Raw genomic sequence first — 24,046 nt, 5'->3', positions numbered from 1 at the left:
GCGCGGGCTACGCGGGTGGGGCGCCGCTACGCGGGTGGCGCGCCACCCGCGGAACGGCGCCTTGCCCGCGCAGCTCTGTTGCGGCGACACACCGGCCGGCCCGAGCTGTGGGCGCGGCCGGCGCCAGGGCGAACGTTGCGCCCGCATCCGCTTCGAGCACGATGGGTTTAGGCTGGATACGACCCCCGGTTCGATCTGACCGGTTGCGCTGGCCCGGATTTGGGCGGCAGGTCGGGGCTGTGCCCTCGTTTCGCTCCCCCACGTCGCTGCGCCCGCCGCCGTCGCGCTGCGGTGTCGGCCGCCCGTCGACTCCTTCATTCTTCGTCGACGGTCGCCGCCGCCGTGACCCGACCGCCGGGCTCTCGCCTCAGATTGGTCCCATGCAGATTCGCTATCCCGCCCTCGCCGCCGCCGCGGCCGTGCTGCTGCTCGCCGGCTGCGCCTCCGGATCGACGGCCGCCGAGCCCGCCCCCGCTGCGTCGGCCGGCACCGACAGCGCCTTCCCGGTGACGGTCGAAAACTGCGCAACCACCGTCACGGTCGAAGCCGCGCCGGAACGCATCGTCACGATCAAGTCCACGACCACCGAGCTGTTGCTCGCGCTGGGCCTCGGCGAGCGTATCGTTGGCTCGGCGTTCCTGGACGGGCCGCTGCCCGCATCCCTCGAGGAGGCCGGCGCCGATCTCAACGTGATCAGTGACTTCGTGCCCGGGCAGGAGGCCGTGCTGGCTCTCACCCCCGACTTCGTCTACGGCGGTTGGGAGTCGAACTTCTCCGCCGAGGGCGTGGGCGAGCGCGCCGCGCTGGCCGACCTGGGCATCGGGAGCTACGTGTCGCCGGCGGCGTGCAAGGGCGACGCCATGCCCGACCCGCTGACCTTCGACACCGTGTTCGCCGAAATCAGCGAGGCCGGCGCGCTGTTCGGCGTACCGGATGCCGCCGCCGCGCTGGTCACCGACCAGGAAGCAGAACTCGCCGCGCTCAAGCCCGCCGCGGGCGACACCACCGCGCTCTGGTACTCCAGCGGCACCGACACCCCGTACGTGGGCGCCGGCATCGGCGCCCCGCAGATGATCCTGGACGCCGCGGGCCTGACCAACATCTTCGCGGACGTGCAGGACACCTGGACCTCGGCCGGCTGGGAGTCGGTGGTGGCCGCGAACCCGGACGTCTTGGTGCTCGTCGACGCCGACTGGAACACCGCGGACTCGAAGATCGCCAACCTCAAGGCCAATCCGGCGACCGCGGGACTGGCCGCCGTGCTCAACGACCGTTACATCGTGGTGCCGTTCGCGGCCGGCGAGGCCGGCATCCGCAATGTGGAGGCGGCCGCCTCGATCATCGACCAGCTGGCGGAGCTCCAGACGGAGTAGCCCAGGGCGGGCACCGGGACGGCAGCGCACGACCAGACGCGACACCAACGGGGAGGGAGCAGGGATGCCAGGCACAACGCACACACGCAACTCCGCGTCGGCCGCGTCCGACCGCCTGTCGGTGCCGGCGGATGCCGCGTCCGCCCCGGCCGGGACGGCGCCGGCCGCGAAGCCCGCCCCGCCGCGTCCCTGGGCCGGCCGCGCTGCCGCATCCGCTGCCCCCCGACCGGGCCGGTATCTGTTCTGGCTGGTCACTGCGGTGCTCGCCCTGCTCCTGGGCAGCGCCGTCGCCGTGACCATCGGTCCGGCCGACGTGAGCCTGACCCAGGTCTGGGGCAGCGTGGCCACCCATCTGGGCCTGCCGGTGCTGGCCGACGGAACCCCGGTGCCGCCGCTGACCGACGCGATCGTCTGGCAGCTGCGGATGCCGCGGGTGCTCACCGCGGCCATGGTCGGTGCGGGCCTGGCGCTCAGCGGCGCGGTGATGCAGAGCGTCACCCGCAACCCGCTCGCCGATCCCTATCTGCTCGGGCTGTCCTCCGGCGCGTCGCTCGGGGCGGTCTGCGTGGTCATCCTCGGCGTCGGCTTCGCGCTGCCCGCGGCGGCATTCGCCGGCGCGCTGATCGCCCTGTTCGCCACCCTGAACATCGCCCGCGTCGGCGGCAGCATCACCCCCGGCCGGGCCGTGCTGGCGGGCCTGGCGATCGCCCAGCTGGGTTCGGCGGGCACCTCTTTCATCATCTTCTGGTCCGCCAAGGGCGACTCCTACCGGGAGATCCTCAACTGGCTGCTCGGCTCGCTCGCCGGCAGCTCCTGGACCAGCGTGCTGATCTCCTCGGTCGCGTTGGCACTGGTGGGCACCGGTATCCTGCTCGCTGCCAGCCGGCTGGATGCGTTCACGTTCGGCGATACCAACGCCGCGTCGCTGGGCATCAACGTGAATGCCACCCGCTGGGGATTCCTGGTGGCGGTGGCGCTGCTCACCGGCGCGATGGTGGCCGTCAGCGGGGCGATCGGTTTCGTCGGGCTGATCCTGCCGCACCTCGTGCGCGGCCTCAGCGGCCCCGGCCACCGGCGGCTGCTGCCGCTCGTTGCGGTTGTGGGCGCACTGTTCCTGGTGCTGGCCGACACCCTCGCTCGCACCGTCTTCGACCCGCGCGAACTGCCGGTGGGCATCATCACGGCGTTCATCGGCGTGCCGGTGTTCATCCTGCTGATCAAGCGCAAGCGAAGCGCGGCCTGGGCATGAGTGCTGGGCCCGGCCCCGCCGCCGCATCCGCCGTGTCGCGAGGTGCGGCACATGCCCCCATGGCGAGCGCTGAAGGGGCGTTTTCCGGCAACTCACGAGAGGCCGGCTCGCGAGAAGCCGAACGAGATGCCACCTCAGGCCCAATGGTGAGCGCTCACGGGGCCCGAACGGGCAACTCGCGCACCGCGCTGGACGGCGCCGCGGGCGTCGTGCTTGACGAGGTGTCGCTCAGGATCGACGGCGTCAGCATCCTGAGCGAGGTGTCGGCGGCGCTGCCGCCCGGCACCGTCACCGGGCTGCTCGGGCCGAACGGGGCGGGCAAGTCGACGCTGCTGCGCATCATCGCCGGCATCGACCGGGCGGATGCCGGCACGGTTGCGCTGGACGGCGCCGTCGTGGGGCAGCTGCGCCGCCGGGAGGCCGCCCGGCGAATCGCCCTGCTGGAACAAAACCTGGCACCCAGTGTGGACCTGTCCGTGCGCGAGGTCGTGCTCCTCGGCCGGATCCCGCACCGCAGCCGCCTGCTCGGCAGTTTCGGCGGCGAGGACGACCTCGGGGTGGCCCTGGCTGCCCTGGCGATGGTGGGCGCCGGCGACCTCGTGGACCGGCGTTGGCACACCCTCAGCGGCGGTCAGCAGCAACGGGTGCAGATCGCCCGAGCGCTCGCCCAGCGGCCGAGCCTGCTGCTGCTCGACGAGCCCACCAACCACCTCGACGTGAGCGCGCAGCTCTCGCTGCTGCACCAGGTGCGCGGGTTGGGCCTCACCTCGGTGCTTGCCCTGCACGACCTCAACCTGGCCGCTGCGTACTGCGACCGCATCGTGCTCCTGCAGGCCGGCCGGCTTGCCGCGTTCGGCACGCCCGCCGAGGTGCTGCGCCCCGAAATCATCCGAGCCGTCTACGGCGTCGACTGCGACATCGTGCCGCATCCCCGTACCGGACACCCCGTGATCGTGTTCTCCGGGCCCGACGAACCGCCCCGCCCCAACGAAGGAACCCCATGACCCGAGTCACCGTTCTCGCCGGCGGAGTGGGCGGCGCGCGGTTCACCCGCGGGCTGCTGCAGCACCTCGGGCCAGACGCCGACGTCACCGTGATCGTCAACACCGGCGACGACATGTGGCTCGACGGGCTGCGCATCTGTCCCGACCTCGACACCGTCATGTACACCCTCGGCGGCGGCATCAGCGAGGAACAGGGCTGGGGCCGGCCGGATGAATCCCGGCGCACCTCCGCCGAGATCGCCGCCTACGGGCGCGGCTGGTCGTGGTTCACCCTGGGCGACCTCGACCTGGCCACCCACATAGTGCGCACCGACCTGCTCCGCGGCGGGGCCACCCTCAGCGCCGCCACCGAGTTCCTCTGCCGGCGCTGGCAGCCCGGCGCCCGGCTGCTGCCGATGAGCGACCAGTTCGTGGAGACCCACGTGCGCCTGGCAGCGGATGCCGACGAGCACCGTGCCGGCGAGCTGATCCACTTCGAGGAATGGTGGGTGCGGTACCGGGCCAAGCTCCCGGCCACCGAGTTCGTCCAGGTGGGCCTAGCCGACGCCGTCGCCGCGCCCGGCGTGCTCGAGGCCATCCGCTCCGCCGACCTGGTGATCTTGCCGCCCTCGAATCCGGTCGTGTCGGTGGGCACGATCCTCAGCGTCCCTGGCATCCGGGCAGCCCTGCGCGACACGCCCGCGCGAGTGATCGGCATCTCGCCGATCATCGCCGGCTCCGCGGTGCGCGGCATGGCCGACGCCTGCCTGAGCGTCATCGGCGTCGACACCACCGCGCTGGCCGTGGGCCTGCACTACGGCGCGCGCAGCGAGGGCGGGCTGCTCGACGGCTGGCTGGTCGACGAGACGGATGCCCCCGCCGTGCCCCCGCTCGAGGCCGCCGGCATCCGCGCCCGCGCCGTGCCGCTCTGGATGACCGACGTGCCCGCCACCGCCCGCATCGCAGCGGAAGCCGTCTGCGTGGCCGCGCTCGCCCCGATCGGCTTGCTGCACACCCCCGACCCCGACCTCGAGCTCGACCCGGCCACGCTCCCGATCGCCGAGTTCGCCTTCCCCGGCCCGCTCCGGGACCGCCTGGTGGCCGCTCTCCTGACCGGCGCCAAGACCACCACCACCTCGACCCTGGCGGAGTACCGGGTCGAGGGTGAGCCCCTGCCCGTGGTGGGCGGTCGCCAGCTGGTGGTCGACTCGCAGAACCGGCCGGTGGCGGTCATCGAGACAGCAGGGGTGCGCGTGGTGCGGCTGGCGAACGTGGACCTCGATCACGCCATCGACGAGGGTGAGGGCTACCGATCGGTGGCCGAATGGCGGGCCGGCCACGAGGCGTTCTGGCACAGCGACGCAATGCGCGAGCACCTCGGCCAGCCAAGCTTCACCGTAACGGACGACACCCCCGTCGTTCTCGAACGGATGCGCGTGATCGCCCGGCTGCATCCGTAGCCCGGAGCGGCTCGCCCGCGCGGAACGCCACGGAGCGGCCTATCATCAGCGGTGAACGCACCGGGAGCCGTTTGCGAAAGGTGGAACTGCCATGGATACCGCGACCGTGATCTGGATCATTGTCGGCGTCGTCGTCGTCCTTGCCGTGATCGGGGTGATCGTATACTTCGCCTCGAAGCGCGGCCGCGCCCGGCGCGAACGGAAACGCCGCGAGGACCAGCGCCGCGCCGAGGAGATGCGGCGGGACGCCGAGAAGCGCGCGATCGACGCCAGGGAGAACGAGGCCAAGGCCACCCGGGCCCAGGCGGATGCGCAGCAGGCGCAGGTGGAGGCCGACCGGCTGCGGCAGGAGGCCGACCAGCGCCAGGCCGACGCGCAGGGCCTCTTCGCCGATTCCGAGGAGCGCAGCCGACAGGCCGACGAACTCGACCCCACCGTCGACACCCGCCACGGCGGCCGGCACGGCGCCCCCGGCTCCGATGACCGGGCGTCCGGCACCTCGTCCGCCACCGAGGACCCCCGCCCGGCGGCCACCGAGGCGCGGCCCGCCGACGAGTCACCCCGGCGCGGCAACGACGACAGCACCTGAGTCCCGGGCAGACCAGCCTCGCCCAGGCCCTTCTACTCGAGCGAAGGAACAGCCGCATGACCACCGCACTCCTGCCACCCCGCGTCTACGGCACCTGGCCGGGCGGCCTGCCGTTCCTCTCGGTCGGCTCGGGGCCGCCGTTGGTCTACCTCGCCGGGATCACGCCCAACCACGAACCGCCCCAGGGCTCGGGCCGGCGCTTCCAGGCGCGGCAGCTGATGCTCTTCGCTGCCTCCCGCCGGGTGTGGTGGGTCAACCGGCGCCCCGGCCTGAACCCCGACGCCACCATGGCCGACATCGCCGCGGACTACGCCAGGGCGATGCTGCTGCGCTTCGACGAGCAGGTCGACGTGATCGGGCAGTCCACCGGGGGCAGTGTGGCGCTGCAGCTGGCGGCCGACCATCCGGCCGTGGTGAAGCGGCTGGTGGTGGTGTCGGCCGCCCACCGGCTCAGTGAGGAGGGCCGGGACGCCCAACTGCGGGTCGCCGACAACGTGCTCGACGGCCGGCCACGCGCCGCGAGCGCCGAGGCGATGCGGATGCTCGCCGCCGGCCCCCGGTCCCGGCCGCTGCTGAGCGGCCTTGGCTGGCTGATCGGACCCACCTTCCTGGCCCACGCCACGTCGGACCTGATCACCACGATTCGCGCGGAAGACGCCTTCGAGCTGCGTGATCGGCTGGCCGACATCGTCGCACCCACCCTGGTGATCGGCGGCGAGCGGGACGCCTTCTACTCGGCCGAGCTGTTCCGCCAGACCGCCGACGGCATCCCCCGCGGCCGGCTGGCCTTGTACGAGGGCCGGGGGCACCTGGCCACCACGATGGATCCGCGGTTCGTGCCGGATGTGCTTTCATTCCTCGACCCGCCCGACCCCGAGGATCAGCCCGCGCGCTGGGCTGCGCCGGGCGCCGGCCGGGACGACATCAGCTACTGAGCGCCCCGAGCCGGGTCTCGGGCGGGCCGGTCTCAGTACAGTGGGACCACATCCGCCCCCCTCGAAGCGAGCACAGTGCACGAATCCCGTATCGCGGTCGGCCCTCCGGCTGGCATCGTTGCGTTTCTGCCGATTCTCCTCGCCGGGGTGATCCACCTGGGCGCCGTTCTGGTGGGTCAGCACGCCGTCGTGGAGTGGACCAAGCCGCTACTCATGCCGGCTCTGGCGGTCGGGCTCATCTGGGGCGCGCCGCAGCGCCGATCGCCGGTCATCGTGCTCGGGGTCCTCGCCTCGGCGCTCTCCTGGCTGGGAGACATCACGCTCCGGTGGTTCATCGTCGGGCTGGCCTTCTTCCTGCTGGCGCACATTGCCTACCTCGTGCTGTTCGTCACCCGGATCGCCGTGCGCCGGTTGAATCGGTGGGCCCTCGCCTATGCGGCCTGGCTCGCTGTCCTGCTTGTGCTTCTGGTTCCGCACACCGGATCGTTGCTGGTTCCGGTGATCGCCTATGGCGTCGTGCTGTCCGCGATGGCGGCAGTCGCTTCGCGGTGCAACCCCGCGGTCGCGTGGGGCGGGGCGCTTTTTGTCATCTCCGACTCGATCCTGGCCATCGACCGGTTCCTGCCGGCTGCCGATATCTCGGTGGCGGACTTCCTGATCATGGTGACCTATCTCGCGGCCCAGGCGCTCATCGTGTGGGGGTTGCTGCGGCACGAGCGGGCTCGGCTGACGAGGGCTTAAGCGGATTGAGCCGGCGCTCATCCGCCGATGTAAGACATTTCGATCTTCTTACGGCCCGACGAGCGCACCGCGCCGGTCTGGGCGCTGCGCAACTGCGAGGCCCGGTCGGTGCGCTGCCGCCAGATCGACCCCATCGCGGCGGAGAGCTGCTCATCGGTGCTGCCGTTACGCAGCAGCTCGCGCAGGTCGTGGCCCTCGCTGGCGAACAGGCAGGTGAACAGCTTGCCGTCCGTGGAGACGCGGGCGCGGGAGCACGTGGAGCAGAACGACTGCGTCACGCTGGAGATGAGGCCGATCTCGCCCTCCCCGTCGAGGTAACGCCAGCGGCGGCTGGTCTCGCCGGTGTAGTTCGGCGCCACTTCTTCCAGCGGAAGCTCGGCGTGGATGCGGTCCCGCACCGCGCTGGAGGGCAGGACCGCGCCCATGTCCCAGCCGTTGCTCGTGCCCACGTCCATGAACTCGATGAACCGCAGGATGTACGGGGTGCCCTTGAAGTGCCGCGCCATGTTGACGATGTCGTGGTCGTTCTGGCCGCGCTTGACCACCATGTTGATCTTGATCGGCCCGAGGCCCACCGCGTGCGCGGCGTCGAGGCCGGCCAGGATGCGCGCGACCGGGAAGTTCACGTCGTTCATGGCGCGGAAGGTGGCGTCGTCGAGGGAGTCCAGCGACACCGTCACCCGCTTGAGGCCGGCGTCCTTGAGCGCCTGCGCCTTGATCGCCAACGCCGAACCGTTGGTGGTCAGGGCGATGTCGACCGGTCGGCCGGCCGGGGTGCGGAGCGCTGCGAGCATGGCGATGAGTTCTTCGAGACCCTTGCGCAGCAACGGTTCGCCGCCGGTGAGCCGGATCTTCTCCACCCCGTGCGCCACCGAGATGCGGGCCAGCCGGGTCATCTCCTCGAACGAAAGCATCTCGTCCCGGGGCATGAAGGCGAAGTCCTTGCCGAAGACCTCCTTGGGCATGCAGTACACGCACCGGAAGTTGCACCGGTCGGTGACCGAGAGGCGCAGGTCGTGCAGTGGGCGATCGAGGGTGTCGACGAGCTGCGCGGCCGTCGCCGGGCCGTGCCGATCCGGCACGGCACCGGCCAGGGGCGGGGCGGCGTGCGCGGGGATGGGTGCGCCGGACATACAACGACCCTAACCCCGAACCGTGCGGGTTCGCCTCGGTCCCGGTGCGCACCGTTCCGGTCGCCTGCGGCCGGGGCCGAGTTGCCGGCCTGGTTGAGCGCTTCCGGCTCGTGAACCCTCTCGCACCAGCTCCAAAAAAGTTCTCCACAACCCGAGATTCCCTCACACAAACCTTCGCAATCGGGCTACATTCGGAGCATGGCAAACCAGTCGACTATCGTACAAAGCTTCCCCGCGGAAGAGGCTGGCGACTCTGCCCGGGCGGCCGGCAACACCGACACGTTGCTGAGGGCGGTCGAGAAGGTGGCACGGCTGGGCGAATCGAGCAGTGCCTACGACGCCCTCTCGGATGCGGACGCCCTGGCCGGCCAGAAGACCCTCGCTCGGGCCCAGCACGAGCTCGACACCCGCAAGGCCTGGATGGCCAAAACCCTCGCGCAGCGCTCCCGCTGGGAACTCGGGCAATCCGGCCTGGCCGCCCAACAGGGTCACCTCTCCCCGGAATCCCTGATCCAGGAACTCACCGGGGGCACCAAGGCCGAGACTCGCAAGCTCGTCGACGTGGGCCGGATGCTCGCCGAGACCGAAGAGGTCGAGGCCCGAAACGATGAAGCTGCCCGCGGTTTGCTGGAAGCCCTCGATCCGGAGGACCCAGCCGCGAATCCGGCGGACCAGCCGGTCACACCGGAACCCCTGCTCTGGCACGCGCCGATCGCGCGGGCCGTCAACGACGGCACCCTCTCCATCGACGCGGCCCACGCGCTGCGGAAGGGCTTGGGCGACATCGACACCGTCGTGACGGCATCCGTGCTGGCCGAGGCCCTGGCCACACTGTTGGCCAAGGCCGCGTCGCTCAACGTCGACCAGCTCCTGAAAGAGGCGCGGCACACCCGCGACGGCCTCGACGCTGACGGCATTCGGGTGCGCGAGCAGAAGGCCTGGGACGACCGCTACCTGCGCATCTGGACCCTTGAGACCGGCCAGGTCCGCGTCGACGGACTTTTCCCGCCCGAGCAGGGCGAGTTCATCAAGGCCACCTTCGACAGCCTCACCGGCCCCCGCCGCGGCGGTGTTCGCTTCGTGGCTGCCGAGCGGGCCGCGTGGGCCCGCCGGGTGCGGGAAGACCCCCGCAGCACAACCCAGATCACCTGCGACGGCTTCATCGACCTCCTCACGGCCGGCACCACCGTCAACCCCGACGAAATGCTCGGCGGCCGACGCCCCGCCGTGCAGATCCTCACGCACGGCGGCTTCTCGGCCGGGTCCGCCGCAACCGGGCACGGCTACCTCGAAGGCAACAGCGCACCGGTCTCCCCGGAAACCATCGAACGGTTGACCTGCGACGCCGGAACCGTCGAGATCAGCTTCGACGAGTTCGACCGGCCACTCGACCTGGGACGCGAGCGACGCCTGTTCAACCGGGCCCAACGCCGGGCGCTGGCCGCCCGGGATGGCGGCTGCACCTGGCCCGGCTGCAACCGGCCACCCTCCTTCACCGAAGCCCATCACCTCGATCACTGGCTGAGCGACCAGGGCAGAACCGACATCAACCAGGGCATCCTGCTGTGTCGTGCTCATCACCTGCTGGTGCACAACCAGGGCTGGAAGATCTTCGAGAACGACGGCCGCTACTGGCTGCGCCCGCCTGCGACCCTGGACCCGGTTCAGGGCCCAATCGAGCTGCACGGCCAGAACCGGCTGCGGCGTCCCGGCTGAACTGGCGACCACACCAGGCGGGGTCGTCGCCGGACACGTTGCGCGCTAGGGTCTGCGCGTGACGACAGATGACCGGGCTTGTTGTGTGCCGGCCCGCAACGAGGCCGGCAGGGCGGATGATCACGGCCGCGACGGCGCGGCCGCGCGGCACGGGCAGCCGTCGGCTGACTCCGAGACCCGGCATGGAATCGAGCAGGCGCCGGTGCCGGCCCAGGTGTTCCGCATGGGCGATGCCGACGGAGCGGGCAATTCGGGCGACGGCGAGACGCCGGTGCACGAGGTGGGGCTGGCCGGGTTCTCGATCGATGCGACGACGGTCACCAACGCCGCCTTCGCCCGGTTCGTGGCCGACACTGGGTACCGCACCGATTCCGAGGACTACGGCTACTCCGCGGTGTTCCACCTGGCCCTTCGCGCCGAGCCCGACGACGTGATCGGCCAGCCACCGCAGACCCCCTGGTGGCTGGGGGTGCGCGGCGCCGACTGGGCGCATCCGGCGGGCCCGCGCTCGTCGCTCGACGGGTTGGCGCAGCATCCGGTGGTGCAGGTGAGCTGGAACGACGCCAGGGCCTACTGCGCCTAGGCCGGCCGACGGCTGGCTCACCACTGCGCCGGCGCGCGAATTCGAACCGAACGAATACGGCCTCTGGCAAAGCGTCGGCAACGTCTGGGAGTGGTGCGCCGACTGGTGGGCGGCGGACTACCACGCGCGCTCCCCCGACCGCAATCCGGCCGGACCGGTTACCGGCACCCAGCGGGTGATGCGCGGCGGCTCGTACCTCTGCCACGACTCGTACTGCAACCGGTACCGCAACTCCGCCAGGGCCACCAAAACGGCGGATTCCGCCGCCGGCAATGTGGGATTCCGCACCGTATCGTCGCCCTGACCTGACCGGGTCGCCGGCGGATGCGGGCAGGGCCGAAGGACCCTCAATCTCCGAAGGGCGGAAATGTATTCTGGACAGGCTGCGCTTTCCCTGTCGGGTGCGCCCGCGCTCCACTGACGGGGGCAGAAGCCGCCGGCAACGTCCTGGAAGGACACGCACCATGCCCGACCCGTCCACCGTCGTCATACTCGTGAGCATCCTCGTGGCGGTGCTGGTGCTGGCGCCGGTGATCGTCATCTCCGTCCGCCGGCTCCGGGGGACGAAGGCAACCATCGTCGCCTCGACCGCTTCGCCGGCCGCTGGGGCGCAGGCTGCCGTTGTGCCGGGAGCGGTGGCACCGGCGGCGATCGTGACCGGGCCGGCGACCCCCACAGCCAAGACCGTGCTGGACTACATCGACGAACGCACCATCGCGCTCGAAGTCGAGGACACCGACCGGGATGCCGTCATCCGTCGTCTGGCCGCCCTGATGTCGACCACCGGACGGGTGCTCGACGAGGACGCCGTGGTGCGGGCGGCGTTGGACCGCGAGCTGATGAGCACCACGGGCATCGGTGAGGGCATCGCGATCCCGCACGCCGAGTCCGACGGCGCCATCGAACCGGTGCTGGCGTTCGCCCGCAGCAAGGCCGGTGTGGATTGGAACTCCCTCGACGAGGCACCGGCGCACCTGATCTTCCTGATCGCGGTGCCGAAATCGGCGGCCGGCACCGAGCACCTCAAGGTGCTCGCGCAGTTGTCCCGCAGCCTGATGAAGCCGTCGTTCCGCGCCGCGATCGAGATGGCGGCCACCCCGGCCGACGTACTCGCCGCGCTGGCCAGCACCGTGCGCCCGGCCGCTGCCCCGCGTTAGGCCGTCGGGCCGCGGGGCGGTGCCGCGCTGGCCCGTACCACGAGGGTGGGATTCTGCGACGACAACACCGGCTGCTCGTCGCCGGTGATCTGCTGCAGCAGCAGGCTGAACGCACGCCGGCCCAAGTCGACGAAGTCCTGCGAGACGGTGGTGAGCCCGGGCCGCCAGATGCGCGACAGCGGGTGGTCGTCGAAGCCGACGACGCTGATGTCGTCCGGTACCCGGCGGCCGGCCTCGGCCAGCCCGGAGATCACGCCCATGGCGATCTCGTCGTTGCCGCAGAAGACGGCGGTCACGTCATCCCGGTCGGCCAGGTGGTGCCCGATGCCGACCCCGGACACCGCCTCCCAGGTCGCGGCGATGATGGGCGGCACTGGAGCACCCGCGCTCTCGAGGGCGGCCCGCCAGCCGATGGTGCGCCCGTCCTCGTCCCGCGACGGTGGCACCGTGACGTGGTGCACGGTGCGGTGGCCGAGGCCCAGCAGGAACCGGGTGATCTCGTGGCCGCCGGCGACCTCGTCGAGCACAGCCTGGGAGAACTCGCCGTCGATCTCACCCGACACAGCGACCACCGGCACGTCGCGGGGCAGCGCGCCGACCACCTGCACGCCGGCCGGGTCGAACTTGAGCACGACGACCCCGGCGAGGGGCTGACTGAGCACCAGCGACACCGCCCGGTCGATGTCGTCCGGGGCATCGCTGTCGATCAGGGAGATGATGACGAAATAGCCCGCCGCCCGCGCCGCGAGTTCGATGCCCTGGATGGTGGACGAGTACCCGTAGATGGTGGTGTCCGAGGTCATCACGGCGATGGTGGTCTGCTTGCCGCTGACCAGTGCCCTGGCGGCGCCGTTGGGGCGGTAGCCGAGCTCCTCGATGGCGTCGAGCACCCGCTGCCGGCGTACCGCGCTGACCTTGGCGGCGCCGGTGAGCACCCGGGACACGGTGGGCACCGACACCCCTGCTGCCGCCGCGACGTCGGCGATGCTGGCGGGTTTGGCGAAGCTGCGGGTCATGGTGCGACGATACTGCCTCGGTTCTTCCTCCGCTGGCGGGCTGGGCATTCGGGTCATCGCGCGCCGCCGGGAGCCACCAGCGGGTTCAGCCGCACCGCCACGACCCGCGGACCGGGGCCGTCCACCGCCGCGAGGCGGAGCGGCCCGGTGCCGCTGACCACGTCGAAGCGCACCGTGAGCGGCTGGTAGTTCGTCCAGGAGTAGTTGTGCCGGACCACGACGACGGTCGGGGCATCGTCGCCGCGCTGGATGGCGAGGCGGCGATTGATGACGTCGGCGTTGTACATGTGCCCGGTCGCGCGGTCGGCATTGCTGTATTCCAGGGTGAGCAGATAGGCGCCGGGCGCGAGGTCCGGCAGGTCGATGACCGCCGATCCGGCCGGGCCGGCGGCCGCGGCCTCGTCCCCGGACTCGTCCGCGCCGCCGAAGCCGTCGAGATAGGCGACGCCGGCGTCCTGCACCAGGCGCACAGACCCGGCCAGGGTGAACCGGTCGGCCGTGAGCCGCTCCGCCGCCGGCTCCGGCACTTCGGCGAGGCTCAGGCTGTGCACCCGCACGGGGGCACCGGTCGAGCGCACGGTGACCACCGAGACGCCGACCGCCAGGTAAACCGCCGCCTGGCCGGTGCCGACGTCGACGCCGTCGACGGCCAAGCGCGCGGGGGCCGCCGTGCCGGGGTCCCCCGTATCCGCCGACACCGACAGGGTGTACCGGCCGGTGCGAGGCACGGCGACGTAGAAGGTGAGCTCGTCGGCGCCGGTCACCGTGACGCTGCCGGGGCCGTGCACGGCCGCGGTGTGATCGACGGTGCCGCCGGTGCGCCACGCGAAGATCGCGTCGAACCGCCGGGGGACCGGGTCGACCCGGGTGAGCGAGACACGGTCGATGGCGACCACCTCGCCGACCTTCCCGGCCACGGTCACCTCGTGCGCCCCGGCGGTCAATGTGACCAGGGTGTCCAGGCGGCCCGTGTAGGTCGTGTAGAGAGTCGCCGGGGCCGGCAGCGCCACCGCGGCGGCGCCGTCGATGGTCAGGCCGAGGGTCACCGGGGTGGCGTCGGTGCCGTACGTGATGCCGAGCAGGTAGTCGCCGTCGGCGGGCACCGTGACTGGAAAGGTCACCCGGCTGGCGGCATCCGCGGTGGCCGCGAGGGTGACGGCGTGGCGGCCGGAGCCCGTGTAGTGCTGCGGGTCGTCGCCGTGACGCACGAGGGTGCCCCCCTCGGTGCGGGCGGCGTCGGTGTCGACCGTCACGCTCCACGGCGCGGCGGATGCGGCGGTGCCGCCGCCGTCCGGCGTCACGACCACGAGGAACCCGGCGTGCGGGTCCCTGTTCGGGATCCGCACGGCGAGGGTGCCGTCCTGCACCGTCGCGGCGTCGTCGCAGAGCAGAGTGGGCGTGCTCACGTCGCCCTCGTAGCCGGACCAGGTCACCGAGCTGACCCGCACCCGCACCGGGCCGATCAGGTTCAGGCCGGTGAAATCCAGCACGATGTCGGCGACCGTGCCGCCGAGAAGGACGGTCAGCGACGAGGCGGTGGCGTCCCAGGCGGCCAGTGCGCGGAGGGAATCCCGCACGTCGGGGTGCGGCACGGTCACCGGCACGGTGTGCCCGGTCAGGCCGGCGTACCAGTGCAGCAGCCACCAGCCGCCGTTGGCCTGGCCGCTGTTCACGGCGTGGTCGTCGAGGTTGCCGGCCAGGGTCCAGTAGGCCAGGTCCGCGTCGACCTTGCTGGTTTCGAACAGGTCGATCCACTGCACGAGCTGGGCCGGGTTCGACATGTCGCGGCGGTTGCCGTACTCGTCGATGTTGATCGGCAGCGGGCCGAAGCCGAGCTCGGCTTCCAGTTCGCGGTAGTGCCGGTAGTGCGCCGGGTACACCTCCAGGGAGGAGGGCTGCAGTTCGTGCCAGCTCATGATCTGCGGCACGACGTCGTTGGCCACGCAGTAGACGAAGAAGTCCCGCACCCGGTCCGGGTAGTAGTGCGACTCGTTCGGTCCGACGATGCGGGCGGCGGGGTCCACGGCGCGGATCGCGCGGTACATGGTCGCCCAATCGGCGAGGAACCGGGCGCGGCCGGCGGCCGACCAGTCGGCGTACCAGATCCAGTCGCCCTCGTTGAAGGGCACCCAGACGAACTTGTGCGCATCCGGTCGGGCAGCGACCTCGGTCACCATGGCCTGGGCCAGCTCGCAGAACCGGTCGATGCCGATTTCTTCGTACGGCCACTCGGCGAGCACGTCCTGCATGTAGACAACCATCTCCGAGCCCCCGGCAGCGAAATAGCCGTCGGCCTGGCTGAGCGCGTCACCGTTCGGGTGCTGTTTGCCGTGCGGCGCCTTCTGCGCCATGGTGCGCGGGCGCACTCCGGCGATCAGCGCGGCGGAGGGCACGCCCTCGTCCGCGAGGCCGTAGAGCATGCCGGTGGCGCCGCCGTGCACGGCACCGGTGTTGACGCCGGCGTCCACGGTGACCTGTTCCACCATCGGGCGGGTGGCGATGCGCAGGGTGCGGGCCGCGACGTCCGGACCGGCGGTGATGGTGAGCACGGCCGTGGCCTTGTCCCAGCGGTACTGCCACGGTTCGAGTCGACGGGGGAACACGGTGTCGATCACGAGGTCGAGCCCGGCCAGGTCGGGCAACGGCACCTGCACCGACGGGTCGGCGCCGTCCCGCTTCCACAGGGTGAGGTGGCGGGTGTCCGGTGTGCCGATGGCCAGGGCCACCCAGGGCGCGGTCCACTGGTCGATGCCGAGCGGCCAGGAGGCGTGGCCGACCGCCAGCTCATGGCGCATCCGCTTGTGCGCTGCCACGGCCTCGGCCACCAGGACCTGCTGCGGCATGGTCATGGAGTTGAGGTAGCCGGAGAGATAGAACCGGCCGAGGATGCCGGTGCACAGGGCGAAGGCGATCTCCTCGTCGGTCATGCCCGGCTGCGGGTACGCCCAGTTCGCGGCCTGCTCCGGCAGCATCATCAGCGGCGCCGCTGCGGCGATGGGCGCGTAGGTCTGCGGGTCCTGCTGGTCGCTGGTGGACTGCAACTGCAGCCGGGAGAGCATCGCGAAGTCCATCCGCATCGCGCCCGACGCGCAGTTCTCCAGTACCAGGTCCGGGTGCCGGTCGAGCACACTCTCCAGCCAGGCGAGGTGGGCACGGTTGTGCTGCAACAGGCCGTCACCGGGGCTCGCGGCGCCCCGGTCCGTGCCGGGGCCGGGGTTGATGTTGTAGTCGAGTTTGAAGTAGCGCACCCCGAAGTCGTTCACGAGGCGGTCCACGACGGCGTCGAGGTGCGCGATCGCAGCGGGATGGCGCAGGTCCAGGTGGTACCGGCCGTGCTCGACCACACGTTCGCCGTGCCGGCTGAAGAACGCCTCGGCGGGCAGCCGTTCGGCGGCTGGGCTGGCCACGCCGACGACCTCGGGTTCCAGCCAGAGCCCTGGCTGCATGTCCCGGCTGCGGATGCGGTCGATGACCTCACCGAGGCCGTTCGGGAACCGCACGGTCGACGGTTCCCAATCGCCCACGCTGTCCCACCAGTCGCCGGAATCGTCGTACCAGCCGGCGTCGACGCAGAAGTACTCCGCGCCCGCCTCGGCGGCAGCGTCGATCAACGGCAGCAGCTTCTCGGTGGTGGGGTCGCCCATCAGGGTGTTCATGTAGTCGTTGAACACCACGGAGAGGCGCTGGTTGTCCGGGTGGTCGCGGCGGGCAGCACGGCGGAAGTCGGTGAGGGCGGCGAACGCGCCCTCGATGCCCGCGCCGGTGCCGAGCGTGGCCGGCACCGTGCTGAAGGAGTCACCGGGCGCGAGGCGGGCAAGCCATTGGCTGTCGGCATCCGTCGGGCCGCCGAGGGCGAGGTAGCTGCCGTTCGTGTTCTCCCCCACCTCCCAGCGCCAGCCGCCGTTGCTCTCGATCTGCCAGGCATAGGCGGCCGGAGTCGTTCCGGCGTCGGTGCGGGTCTCGATGAGGGCGCCGACGGGCAGAGCCCGGCCGGTGGACCATGAGCCGGTTCCGGCGTAGGACAGGCAGCCACGCGCCGACGCGTCGCCATGGGCGCCAAGGGCGAGGTCGACCAGGTCGCCGCGCAGCAGCCGGCTGCTCCAGCGGGATTCGCCGATCCAGTCGCAGTTGGCCGAGGCCACGTCCAGGTCGTCCGGGCTCGTCGTCCCGGCGGCGCCGAGCGCCACCTGCAGCGCCACGCTGCTGACCGCCTGCACCACGCGCACCCGGTCGGCGGACCGGTTGGTGATCGTCACGGTGGCGCGGGCGGCGCGAACCGCCGGTGGCGTCTGGATGGTCAGCACCGCCTCGAGGCCGCCGTCCTCCTCGCGGAGCAGCACCTCGAGGACGACCCAACCGGCCACGGTACCGGTGGTGTGGCTGACGTAGCGCAGGTTCTGGCTGACGACGCCGCCGGTACCCCGCGGTGTCGACGGCGCCCGGCCGGCATCCACGGTGAGGATTTCGACCGCGCTCTGGCCGGCGGGCAGGTCGGGCGCCGCGCCGCGCGGGCCCCAGCGACGCACACTCAGCGGTGCATCGCCGCTCTGCACGAGCACGATCTCGAGGACCTCGTTGCCGGTCTCGATGCGGATGTCAGACATAGTTCTGCTTTCTTGACTGTCGGTGCCGTGCTCGGCGGGAGGTTACTTGACCGCGCCGGCGGTGACGCCGGCAACGATGCGCCGCTGAGCGATGATGAAGGTGACGACCATCGGGATGCTCATCAGCACCACGTAGGCGAAGATCAGGTTCCAGTTCTTGACGTACTCGGACTGGGACGCGACGTTGAACAGGTTCAGCGGCAGGGTCGAGGCGCCGCTCCCGCTCAGGACGAAGAAGGCGTAGAACACCTCGTTCCAGACCGACAGCGTGACGAGGATCGCGGCGGTGGCGATGACCGGTCGCAGCAGGGGCAGCACGACGCGCAGGTACACCGTGAACGGCGAGGCGCCGTCGATGCGAGCGGCCTCCTCGAGTTCGACCGGGATGTTGCGGACGAACCCGGTGGTGAAGAAGATCGCCGTGGCCATGAACATGCCCATGTACACGCCGATCATGCCCAGCGCGCTGCCGTCGAGGCCGAGGGACTGAAGCGTGAGCACCATGGTGACGACCGCGGGCGGCAGGATGATGCCGCTGATGCCGACGGAGTAGAGCAACCCCATAACCTTGGACGAGCGGCGGGCCAGCACCCAGGATGCCGCCGAACCGAGCACGAGCACCCCGAATACGCTGGGCACCGTCACGAGCAGGCTGCCGAAGAGACCGCCGAGCACGTCGCCGTCACTGATGGCCCGGCCGTAGTTCTCCACGATGTGCCACGTGGTCGGCAGGCTGAGGTCGGGTACCTGAGCCTCGGCATCGCTCTTGAACGAGGTGATCACCAGGAGGTACAGCGGGATCCCGATGATCAGGACGCAGGCCAGGATGGCGAGGATCGGCTGGACGCCACGGGTCAGGCGTTTGACGTTCATAGGAGTTGCTTCTCTCTCCGTCGCAGCGCCCAGATGATGGGGAATGCGAGCAGGATGACGACCAGGAACAGGATCAGGCTCATCGTGGTGGCCTGGGCGTAGAGCCCCTGTCCGAAGGTGCGGTAGATGAAAATGTTGAGCACCTCGGTGGTCCCGGCCGGACCGCCCTTGGTGGTGGCCTGAACGGTGTCGAAGCCGTTCATCGAGCCCAGCAGCGCTGTTGCGACGTTGAAGGTCACAGCCGGGGCGAGCAGGGGGAATCTAACGCTGCGGAGGGTGCGCCACCAGCCGGCGCCGTCGATTTTGGCCGCCTCGAGAACGTCCTCAGGGATCGACTTGAGGCCGGCCAGGTAAATCAGCATGCTCAATCCCATCCACTTCCAGGACTGCACTATCGAGACGACCACAATCGTCCAGGTGGTGTCGCCCAGCCAGGCGATGCTCACGGTTTCGCCCAGGAGCCCGCCGAGCATTCCATTGAGCGCGCCGTCCGGCTTGAGCAGCGCCTGGAAGATGTAGCCGATCGCCAGCGGGGAGATCAGCACGGGGATGAAGAAGATCGCCCGGCTGGTCCGGTTGATGCGGCTGTCCCGTTCGAAGAAGAGCGCGAGCGCGAAGCCGAACACGTTTTGCAGCACGGCCACCAGCAATGCCCAGATCAGGGTGGTGCGCAGGGCGATCAGGACGTCGCCGTTGCCGAGGAGGGCCTGGAAGTTCTGCCAACCGACGAAGTCGACACCGTCGTGGTACGCCGACCAGTTGGTGAACGCGTAGACGAAGTTGAGCACGGTGGGCAGCAGGAAGAAGACGGCGAGGATGGCGAACGCCGGCCAGAGGAACCAGGCGGGATATGCGCTGCGCTGGGCGGTGGCGCCGCGCCTGGAGGCGTCTGGCACCCCGATGCGGCGGTAGTCACGACGGGTGGTCCCGCCCCGGCGCCGGCCGCGTAGCGGCCCGGGCTCCGGTGTGTCTGTGCGGACGGTCATGGGTGTCACACTTTCGTTCGGTGGCGGGAGCGGGCGGCGGGGCGTTGCGCGCCGCCGCCCGTCGGAACGCGGCTAGAAGCCGTCGATGCCCTGCGCCTGGGCGAGCCCGGCGAACTGGCGCTGAGTGGCTTCCGCGACCTGCTTGGGGGTCTGCGTGCCCTGGATCATTTTGGCCATGTTGAGGTACAGGTCCGCGTTGGCCACGGCGAGGGACTGCATGGAGCCCACCGAGCTGCCCAGCGACGCGGAGATGAGCTTAGCCACCTCCGGCACGCCGGCCGGGCTGTCGACGTCGGGCTTGATGGAGACGGCGTTGGCCGCTTCGACGTAGTCGGCGTAGTCGGTCGTCATCCAGAAGTTCAGGAACTGCGCGGCAGCGGCCTCCTGCTTGGCGTCCCCGGTGTGGAACGCCACGACACCGTTCTTGTTGTCGGGGATGGAGGTGGCGATGTTGCCGGCCTGCGAGATGGGGAACCAGCCGACGTTGGCGTCGATGGTCTCGGTGTCCGACACCGACTGCATCTGCAGCAGCAACGCGTTCACCTGCACGGCCATCGCGGCCTCGCCGGTCAGCACGGCGTTGGCCTGGTCGATGACGGTCGCGGTCTTGATGTCGGAGTTGAACAGGCCGGCGTCGATCAGCGACTTGTACTCGGTGATGGCGTCCAGGATCGCCGGGCTGGTGAACTGCTCCTCGTTGGTGTTCACCCGGTCCCACAGTCCGGCCTGGGCCTGCTCTGCGAGTTGCACCTGTGGCCACCACTGCGTCGGCCACCGGTCCCCGCCGGCCTCGTAGAAGGGCACGCCGCCCTGGTCCTTGATCGACTGGGCATCGGCGATGAATTCGGCCCAGTCGGCCGGCGCCTCAGTGATGCCGTATTGGGCGAAGAGGCCCTTGTTGTAGTAGACACCCATCACCGACGGGGAGGTGACCAGGGCCGCGTAGCGGGTGTCACCCACGAAGCCGGTGACGTCCTTGACGGCCGGGTCGAGCTCGTCGAGCCACGGAGCGTCGTCGAGGGAGAGCAGGTTCTTGGACGGCTGCAGGGTGGTGAGCTGGCTTGCCGTGGGCTGCCACGCGGCGAGGTCGGGCATGTCGCCGACGGCCACCTTGGTGAGCAGGCTCTGTTCGTAGGGGTCGGGGTAGGCGATCTTGTCGAATTCGGCGCCGGTGGCCTCGGTGAACGCGTCCATCACCTGGGTGAGGCCGGGGTCGGAGACCGTTCCCCCACCGAAGGTGAGGGTGACGCCCTCCAGCGATGCGGTGGGCTCGTTCCAGACGGCTGTGCCGTTGGTCGCGCTGTTGCCGCCGCCTCCGGAGGCGCAGCCGGTGAAGAGCAGGCTGGCGGCGGCGGCCAGGGTCACGGCCTTGACGAATGTGGAAGTTTTCATGGGGTCTTCGTTGTCCTTCTGAAGGGTGCGGGATGGTGCGGGGATGGGACGGGCGATGCGTCTCGCTGGCGCGCCGGAACAACCGGGATGCCGGGTCCGGCGTCCGGTGTCGGAGGTGACCGGAGGGATCGTCCCGGTGGGTTCCGCGGCCTGGGTCGACGGGGGGCGAGGTGATGCGGAGTCACGCGTACTGGCAGCTGTCTGACCGGTGGGTCGTGCGAGGCCGTGGAAGAAGCGGTGCAGCAACCTCACTTCTTCGTGATCGGTGGGAATGCAGCGAGCCATTGTGTGGCCTACGGTGCTTTTGAAAACGCTATCATTCATTTTCTGAAAACGCTATCAAAAGTGTTCGCGGGTGTTCCCACCGTCACCCGGCCCATCGATCCGGACCGTGCGCACCGGTCACGCGCCAGTCGTTCCCCACCGGGAGTGCACAAGGAGGGCGTTGGTGTGCGGGCCGACGCCGCGGTGCAGCGCCTCGGCAAGGTTCTCGGGGGTGTCGACGTCGCGCCGGATGGACGCAGCGGGAGGCAGGTCGAGTACATGGTGACCGGCGGCTTCGTGTGCCGCCCGGGAGCCGGGGCCGAATCTGGGCACCATGGCGATGCCGGCCCTGGCGAGCAGGGTGGTGGTGCCGGTGCCCTCCTCGTCGGCGACCATGGCGCGGTCGTGGCCGGATGCGGCGGCGAGGGTGGTCTCCACATCCGCGACGATGAGTGCCGGGAGGTCACCCGTGAGCACCGCGATGTTACTCAGCGGCCAGCGCTCGTGCGCTACCCGGATGCCCTCGCCGATGGCGACGTTGAGCGGGTCACGCGGAGCCGCTGTCGACACGCTCTGAGCATCCGCGGGGTTCGACTCTTCCGCCGGGGGCCCTGGCGACGGCTCTGGCACGATCTGGGCGCCGAGGGCCGTGAGCGGTGCGGCAACGGCAGGGTCGGCCGTGACCACGAGCACCCGCTGCACCGATGGCGACGCGACAAGAGCGGCGACGGTGTCGAGCGCAAACGCCTCGGCAAGCGCACCACGCGCAGGAAAGCTCGCCGGCAACTCGCCCAGGCGGGTCTTAGCCGCCGCGCTGCCCTTGACGGGCACCACGCACACCCAGCTCACGCGGATGCGCTCCCCCGGCTTGTTCCGTGAGGCCCAGTGGACTCCGAAGGGGCCCCAACTGGCAACTCACCGTCGGCGGCGGCACCAGCGCTCTCGCGAGTTGCCACTTGAGGCCCAGTGGGGCGCTCCGAAGGGGCCCCAACTGGCAACTCACCGTCGGCGGCGGCACCAGCACTCTCGCGAGTTGCGCCATCCTGCCCCTTGGCGGGCGCTGAAGGGGCACTTTCCCGCAGGTCGGCGGGCACTGACACATCTTCAGCCGTACTGGTGGGGCCCGCCGCATCAACGGACGCGGACGGGGCATCGTGCGGCGAGTCGGCGGGCGAAGCGGACGCGTCGGCAACGGATGCCGCGGCCCCAGCCGCCGCCAGGCCCGCGGCGTAGCCTTCCGCGTACGCCTCCGCGCTGCCGACGCGGAACATGTCGTTCGCGCTGTCGCGCAGCAGCCGCCGGGCGCCGCGGTCGGCCTCATCGATGGGACCGACCAGGTGGCCGAGGCCGCGCAGCACGGCGACCGGGTTGCCGCTGGTCTTGCCCTTGATGAGGTCGGCGGCGGCGGCGATCTCGTCGGCGACCGCGGCGAGGGTCACGTCCAGGCGGCGGCCGTGCGCATCCGCCGTGCCGCGCAGGTCGTCGAGCACGGCCACCCCGGCGGCGCCGATGGCGATGTCGGTCTGGCCGTCGCGCCACGGGCGGCCGACCGTGTCGGTGATCAGCACGCCGAGGGCCAGCCCGGTGCCCTCCCGAAGGGCCGCGCCGAGGGCGCGGGCGGAGGCGTCGGGGTCGACGGGGAGCAGCAGCACTGTGCCCTCGGGCACGTTGCTGGCGTCGACGCCGGCGGCGGCCATCACCAGGCCTTGCCGGTTCTCGACGATGCGGGTGACCCCGCCCGGATGCGCCCGGGTCGCCACGATTCGCACGGTTTCGTCGGTGATCGCCTGCTCCCGGTCGGCGGCAGCCACCTGACGGCCCTCGGACTTGGAGACGATCTTACTGGTCACGGCGAGGATGTCACCGTTCCGCAGATGGGTTCCCGCGGCGACCAGGAGAATCGCGGCCAGGTCGTCACCGGCCCGGATTTCGCCGATCCCGGGCAACACGAACACCTCGAGCCGGGAATCCGGCCCCGCCACCCCGAGTGCGCCCATCGCTACCGGGCGAGCTTCGGCAGCACGTCGCGGCCGAAGACGTCGATCCACTGGCGCTGGTTGCGGCCCACGTTGTGCAGGTAGATCTTGTCGAAACCGAGGTCGACGAACTTCTGGATGTACGCGCGGTGATCGTCGGGGTCGGCGGAGATGATCATGCGGCCCTCGAAGTCCTCCGGGCGCACGAGCTTGGCCATCTGCTCGAACTCGAACGGCGAGCGGATGTCGCCCTTGGGGAACTTCATGCCGCCGTTGGGCCACTCGTGCAGGGCGTTGCGCATGGCCTCTTCGTCGGTCTCGGCCCAGCTCATGTGCAGCTGCAACACCTTGGGCATGGTCGACGGGTCCTTGCCCGCCTCGCGGGCGCCGTCGTCGAACTTGCCGAACAGCATCGAGATCTTCTCCAGCGGTGCGCCCACGGTGATCAGGCCGTCGGCGTGCCGGCCGGCGCGCTTGGCGGTGACCGGCCCGGCGGTGGCGACGAGGATCTCGGGCGCGACCTCGGGCATGGTCCACAGCCGGGTGGATTCGAGCTTGAAGAACTGGCCGGAGTGCTTGACGTCCTTGCCGGCGATCGACGCGGTGAACAGTTTCGAGATGATCTCGATGGCCTCGAACATGCGGTTGATCCGCTCGGGCGCTTCCGGCCAGTAGCCGCCGACGATGTGCTCGTTCAGGGCCTCACCGGAGCCCAGGCCCAGCCAGTGCCGGCCCGGGTACATCGAGGCCAGCGTGGCCGAGGCCTGCGCCACCATCGCGGGGTGCCAGCGGAAGGTGGGGGCGGTGACGCCCGGGCCCATGTCGCCCTTGGTGCGCTCACCGATCGCGGCGAGCACGCTCCACACGAACGACGATTCGCCCTGCGCGGGAACCCACGGCTGGAAGTGGTCGGCCGCCATCACGCCGGAGAAGCCGTGCTCCTCCGCGTAGGCCGAGAGCGCCACCGCCTCGGCGGGGGCGAACTGTTCCAACATGGCCGCATAACCGATCTGCAA

Annotated in this window: 18 protein-coding genes and 2 pseudogenes; 11 read left to right on the top strand and 9 right to left on the bottom strand. The window is 70.6% G+C overall.

The genetic code is table 11. The features are described from left to right. Window positions 1-380: 380 nt before the first annotated feature. The 7 genes from JWP54_RS00575 to JWP54_RS00540 all read left to right on the top strand — a co-directional run bounded on the left by JWP54_RS00575 (window position 381) and on the right by JWP54_RS00540 (window position 7,330). The gene (locus JWP54_RS00575) at window positions 381-1,373 is read left to right on the top strand and encodes a putative F420-0 ABC transporter substrate-binding protein (protein WP_297366241.1); all 993 of its coding nucleotides are present in this window, start codon (window positions 381-383) and stop codon (window positions 1,371-1,373) included. Between the two features lie 64 nt (window positions 1,374-1,437). After that, window positions 1,438-2,622, top strand: a complete 1,185-nt coding sequence (locus JWP54_RS00570) for a putative F420-0 ABC transporter permease subunit (protein WP_297366240.1) — start codon at window positions 1,438-1,440, stop codon at window positions 2,620-2,622. A 143-nt stretch (window positions 2,623-2,765) separates the two neighbouring features. Next, window positions 2,766-3,626, top strand: coding sequence for an ABC transporter ATP-binding protein (locus JWP54_RS00565; RefSeq protein ID WP_297366239.1), 861 nt, complete (start codon window positions 2,766-2,768; stop codon window positions 3,624-3,626). Further along, window positions 3,623-5,065: a 2-phospho-L-lactate transferase gene (gene cofD / locus JWP54_RS00560; RefSeq protein ID WP_367274160.1), complete on the top strand. Its 1,443-nt coding sequence runs from the start codon at window positions 3,623-3,625 to the stop codon at window positions 5,063-5,065. The genes JWP54_RS00565 and cofD overlap by 4 nt, the downstream gene beginning before the upstream one ends. Window positions 5,066-5,156: 91 nt before the next feature. Further along, window positions 5,157-5,654 carry a hypothetical protein gene (locus tag JWP54_RS00550; protein ID WP_297366238.1) on the top strand — a complete coding sequence of 166 codons (498 nt, stop codon included), beginning with the start codon at window positions 5,157-5,159 and terminating at the stop codon, window positions 5,652-5,654. Between the two features lie 56 nt (window positions 5,655-5,710). Beyond that, window positions 5,711-6,589 carry an alpha/beta hydrolase gene (locus JWP54_RS00545; RefSeq protein WP_297366237.1) on the top strand — a complete coding sequence of 293 codons (879 nt, stop codon included), beginning with the start codon at window positions 5,711-5,713 and terminating at the stop codon, window positions 6,587-6,589. 75 nt (window positions 6,590-6,664) lie between these two features. Continuing rightward, on the top strand, window positions 6,665-7,330 hold the full coding sequence (locus JWP54_RS00540) for a lysoplasmalogenase (RefSeq protein WP_297366236.1): 666 nt from the start codon (window positions 6,665-6,667) through the stop codon (window positions 7,328-7,330). 17 nt (window positions 7,331-7,347) lie between these two features. Here JWP54_RS00540 and moaA read toward each other — a convergent pair whose 3' ends face one another. Next, a complete protein-coding gene (gene moaA / locus JWP54_RS00535) occupies window positions 7,348-8,463 on the bottom strand; it encodes a GTP 3',8-cyclase MoaA (RefSeq protein ID WP_297366235.1) in 1,116 nt (371 codons plus the stop codon). 198 nt (window positions 8,464-8,661) lie between these two features. Between moaA and JWP54_RS00530 the strand changes: the two genes are divergently transcribed. The 4 genes and pseudogenes from JWP54_RS00530 to JWP54_RS00520 all read left to right on the top strand — a co-directional run bounded on the left by JWP54_RS00530 (window position 8,662) and on the right by JWP54_RS00520 (window position 11,919). Then, window positions 8,662-10,179: an HNH endonuclease signature motif containing protein gene (locus tag JWP54_RS00530; RefSeq protein WP_297366234.1), complete on the top strand. Its 1,518-nt coding sequence runs from the start codon at window positions 8,662-8,664 to the stop codon at window positions 10,177-10,179. A gap of 58 nt (window positions 10,180-10,237) precedes the next feature. Continuing rightward, a complete protein-coding gene (locus tag JWP54_RS17610; protein ID WP_367274158.1) occupies window positions 10,238-10,762 on the top strand; it encodes an SUMF1/EgtB/PvdO family nonheme iron enzyme in 525 nt (174 codons plus the stop codon). Between the two features lie 64 nt (window positions 10,763-10,826). Continuing rightward, a pseudogene (locus tag JWP54_RS17605) lies at window positions 10,827-11,066 on the top strand (formylglycine-generating enzyme family protein); the annotation flags it as partial. A 160-nt stretch (window positions 11,067-11,226) separates the two neighbouring features. Beyond that, a complete protein-coding gene (locus tag JWP54_RS00520; protein WP_297366233.1) occupies window positions 11,227-11,919 on the top strand; it encodes a PTS sugar transporter subunit IIA in 693 nt (230 codons plus the stop codon). Here the strand turns inward: JWP54_RS00520 and JWP54_RS00515 are convergent. The 8 genes and pseudogenes from JWP54_RS00515 to JWP54_RS00480 form a co-directional block, all read right to left on the bottom strand. Further along, window positions 11,916-12,935 carry a LacI family DNA-binding transcriptional regulator gene (locus JWP54_RS00515; RefSeq protein ID WP_297366232.1) on the bottom strand — a complete coding sequence of 340 codons (1,020 nt, stop codon included), beginning with the start codon at window positions 12,933-12,935 and terminating at the stop codon, window positions 11,916-11,918. The genes JWP54_RS00520 and JWP54_RS00515 overlap by 4 nt on opposite strands. A gap of 53 nt (window positions 12,936-12,988) precedes the next feature. Further along, complete coding sequence (locus tag JWP54_RS00510) at window positions 12,989-17,539, bottom strand: alpha-galactosidase (RefSeq protein WP_297366231.1); 4,551 nt, start codon at window positions 17,537-17,539, stop codon at window positions 12,989-12,991. A 42-nt stretch (window positions 17,540-17,581) separates the two neighbouring features. After that, the gene (locus JWP54_RS00505; protein ID WP_297366230.1) at window positions 17,582-18,412 is read right to left on the bottom strand and encodes a carbohydrate ABC transporter permease; all 831 of its coding nucleotides are present in this window, start codon (window positions 18,410-18,412) and stop codon (window positions 17,582-17,584) included. Then, on the bottom strand, window positions 18,409-19,398 hold the full coding sequence (locus JWP54_RS00500) for a carbohydrate ABC transporter permease (RefSeq protein ID WP_297366229.1): 990 nt from the start codon (window positions 19,396-19,398) through the stop codon (window positions 18,409-18,411). Before JWP54_RS00500 ends, JWP54_RS00505 begins: the two co-directional genes overlap by 4 nt. 72 nt (window positions 19,399-19,470) lie before the next feature. Next, window positions 19,471-20,790: an ABC transporter substrate-binding protein gene (locus JWP54_RS00495; protein ID WP_297366228.1), complete on the bottom strand. Its 1,320-nt coding sequence runs from the start codon at window positions 20,788-20,790 to the stop codon at window positions 19,471-19,473. 402 nt (window positions 20,791-21,192) lie between these two features. Next, window positions 21,193-21,903: a 2-phospho-L-lactate guanylyltransferase gene (cofC, locus tag JWP54_RS00490; protein WP_297366227.1), complete on the bottom strand. Its 711-nt coding sequence runs from the start codon at window positions 21,901-21,903 to the stop codon at window positions 21,193-21,195. Between the two features lie 380 nt (window positions 21,904-22,283). Further along, window positions 22,284-23,051: pseudogene (gene cofE, locus JWP54_RS00485) on the bottom strand (coenzyme F420-0:L-glutamate ligase); the annotation flags it as partial. Window positions 23,052-23,053: 2 nt separating this feature from the next. Then, complete coding sequence (locus tag JWP54_RS00480; RefSeq protein ID WP_297366226.1) at window positions 23,054-24,046, bottom strand: TIGR03557 family F420-dependent LLM class oxidoreductase; 993 nt, start codon at window positions 24,044-24,046, stop codon at window positions 23,054-23,056.

The organism is Cryobacterium sp. (genome assembly GCF_025463825.1).
Taxonomy (GTDB): domain Bacteria; phylum Actinomycetota; class Actinomycetes; order Actinomycetales; family Microbacteriaceae; genus Cryobacterium.
The sequence above is the reverse complement of the archived record's forward strand: the minus strand, read 5'-3'. Positions and strand labels throughout refer to the sequence as shown.

Bases quoted from the DNA above. Each gene is read 5' to 3' on its own strand.
- JWP54_RS00575 (WP_297366241.1), top strand. From the start codon at position 381: ATGCAGATTCGCTATCCCGCCCTCGCCGCCGCCGCGGCCGTGCTGCTG.
- JWP54_RS00570 (WP_297366240.1), top strand. From the start codon at position 1,438: ATGCCAGGCACAACGCACACACGCAACTCCGCGTCGGCCGCGTCCGAC.
- JWP54_RS00565 (WP_297366239.1), top strand. From the start codon at position 2,766: ATGGTGAGCGCTCACGGGGCCCGAACGGGCAACTCGCGCACCGCGCTG.
- cofD (WP_367274160.1), top strand. From the start codon at position 3,623: ATGACCCGAGTCACCGTTCTCGCCGGCGGAGTGGGCGGCGCGCGGTTC.
- JWP54_RS00550 (WP_297366238.1), top strand. From the start codon at position 5,157: ATGGATACCGCGACCGTGATCTGGATCATTGTCGGCGTCGTCGTCGTC.
- JWP54_RS00545 (WP_297366237.1), top strand. From the start codon at position 5,711: ATGACCACCGCACTCCTGCCACCCCGCGTCTACGGCACCTGGCCGGGC.
- moaA (WP_297366235.1), bottom strand. From the start codon at position 8,463: ATGTCCGGCGCACCCATCCCCGCGCACGCCGCCCCGCCCCTGGCCGGT.
- JWP54_RS00530 (WP_297366234.1), top strand. From the start codon at position 8,662: ATGGCAAACCAGTCGACTATCGTACAAAGCTTCCCCGCGGAAGAGGCT.
- JWP54_RS00520 (WP_297366233.1), top strand. From the start codon at position 11,227: ATGCCCGACCCGTCCACCGTCGTCATACTCGTGAGCATCCTCGTGGCG.
- JWP54_RS00515 (WP_297366232.1), bottom strand. From the start codon at position 12,935: ATGACCCGCAGCTTCGCCAAACCCGCCAGCATCGCCGACGTCGCGGCG.
- JWP54_RS00510 (WP_297366231.1), bottom strand. From the start codon at position 17,539: ATGTCTGACATCCGCATCGAGACCGGCAACGAGGTCCTCGAGATCGTG.
- JWP54_RS00505 (WP_297366230.1), bottom strand. From the start codon at position 18,412: ATGAACGTCAAACGCCTGACCCGTGGCGTCCAGCCGATCCTCGCCATC.
- JWP54_RS00500 (WP_297366229.1), bottom strand. From the start codon at position 19,398: ATGACCGTCCGCACAGACACACCGGAGCCCGGGCCGCTACGCGGCCGG.
- JWP54_RS00495 (WP_297366228.1), bottom strand. From the start codon at position 20,790: ATGAAAACTTCCACATTCGTCAAGGCCGTGACCCTGGCCGCCGCCGCC.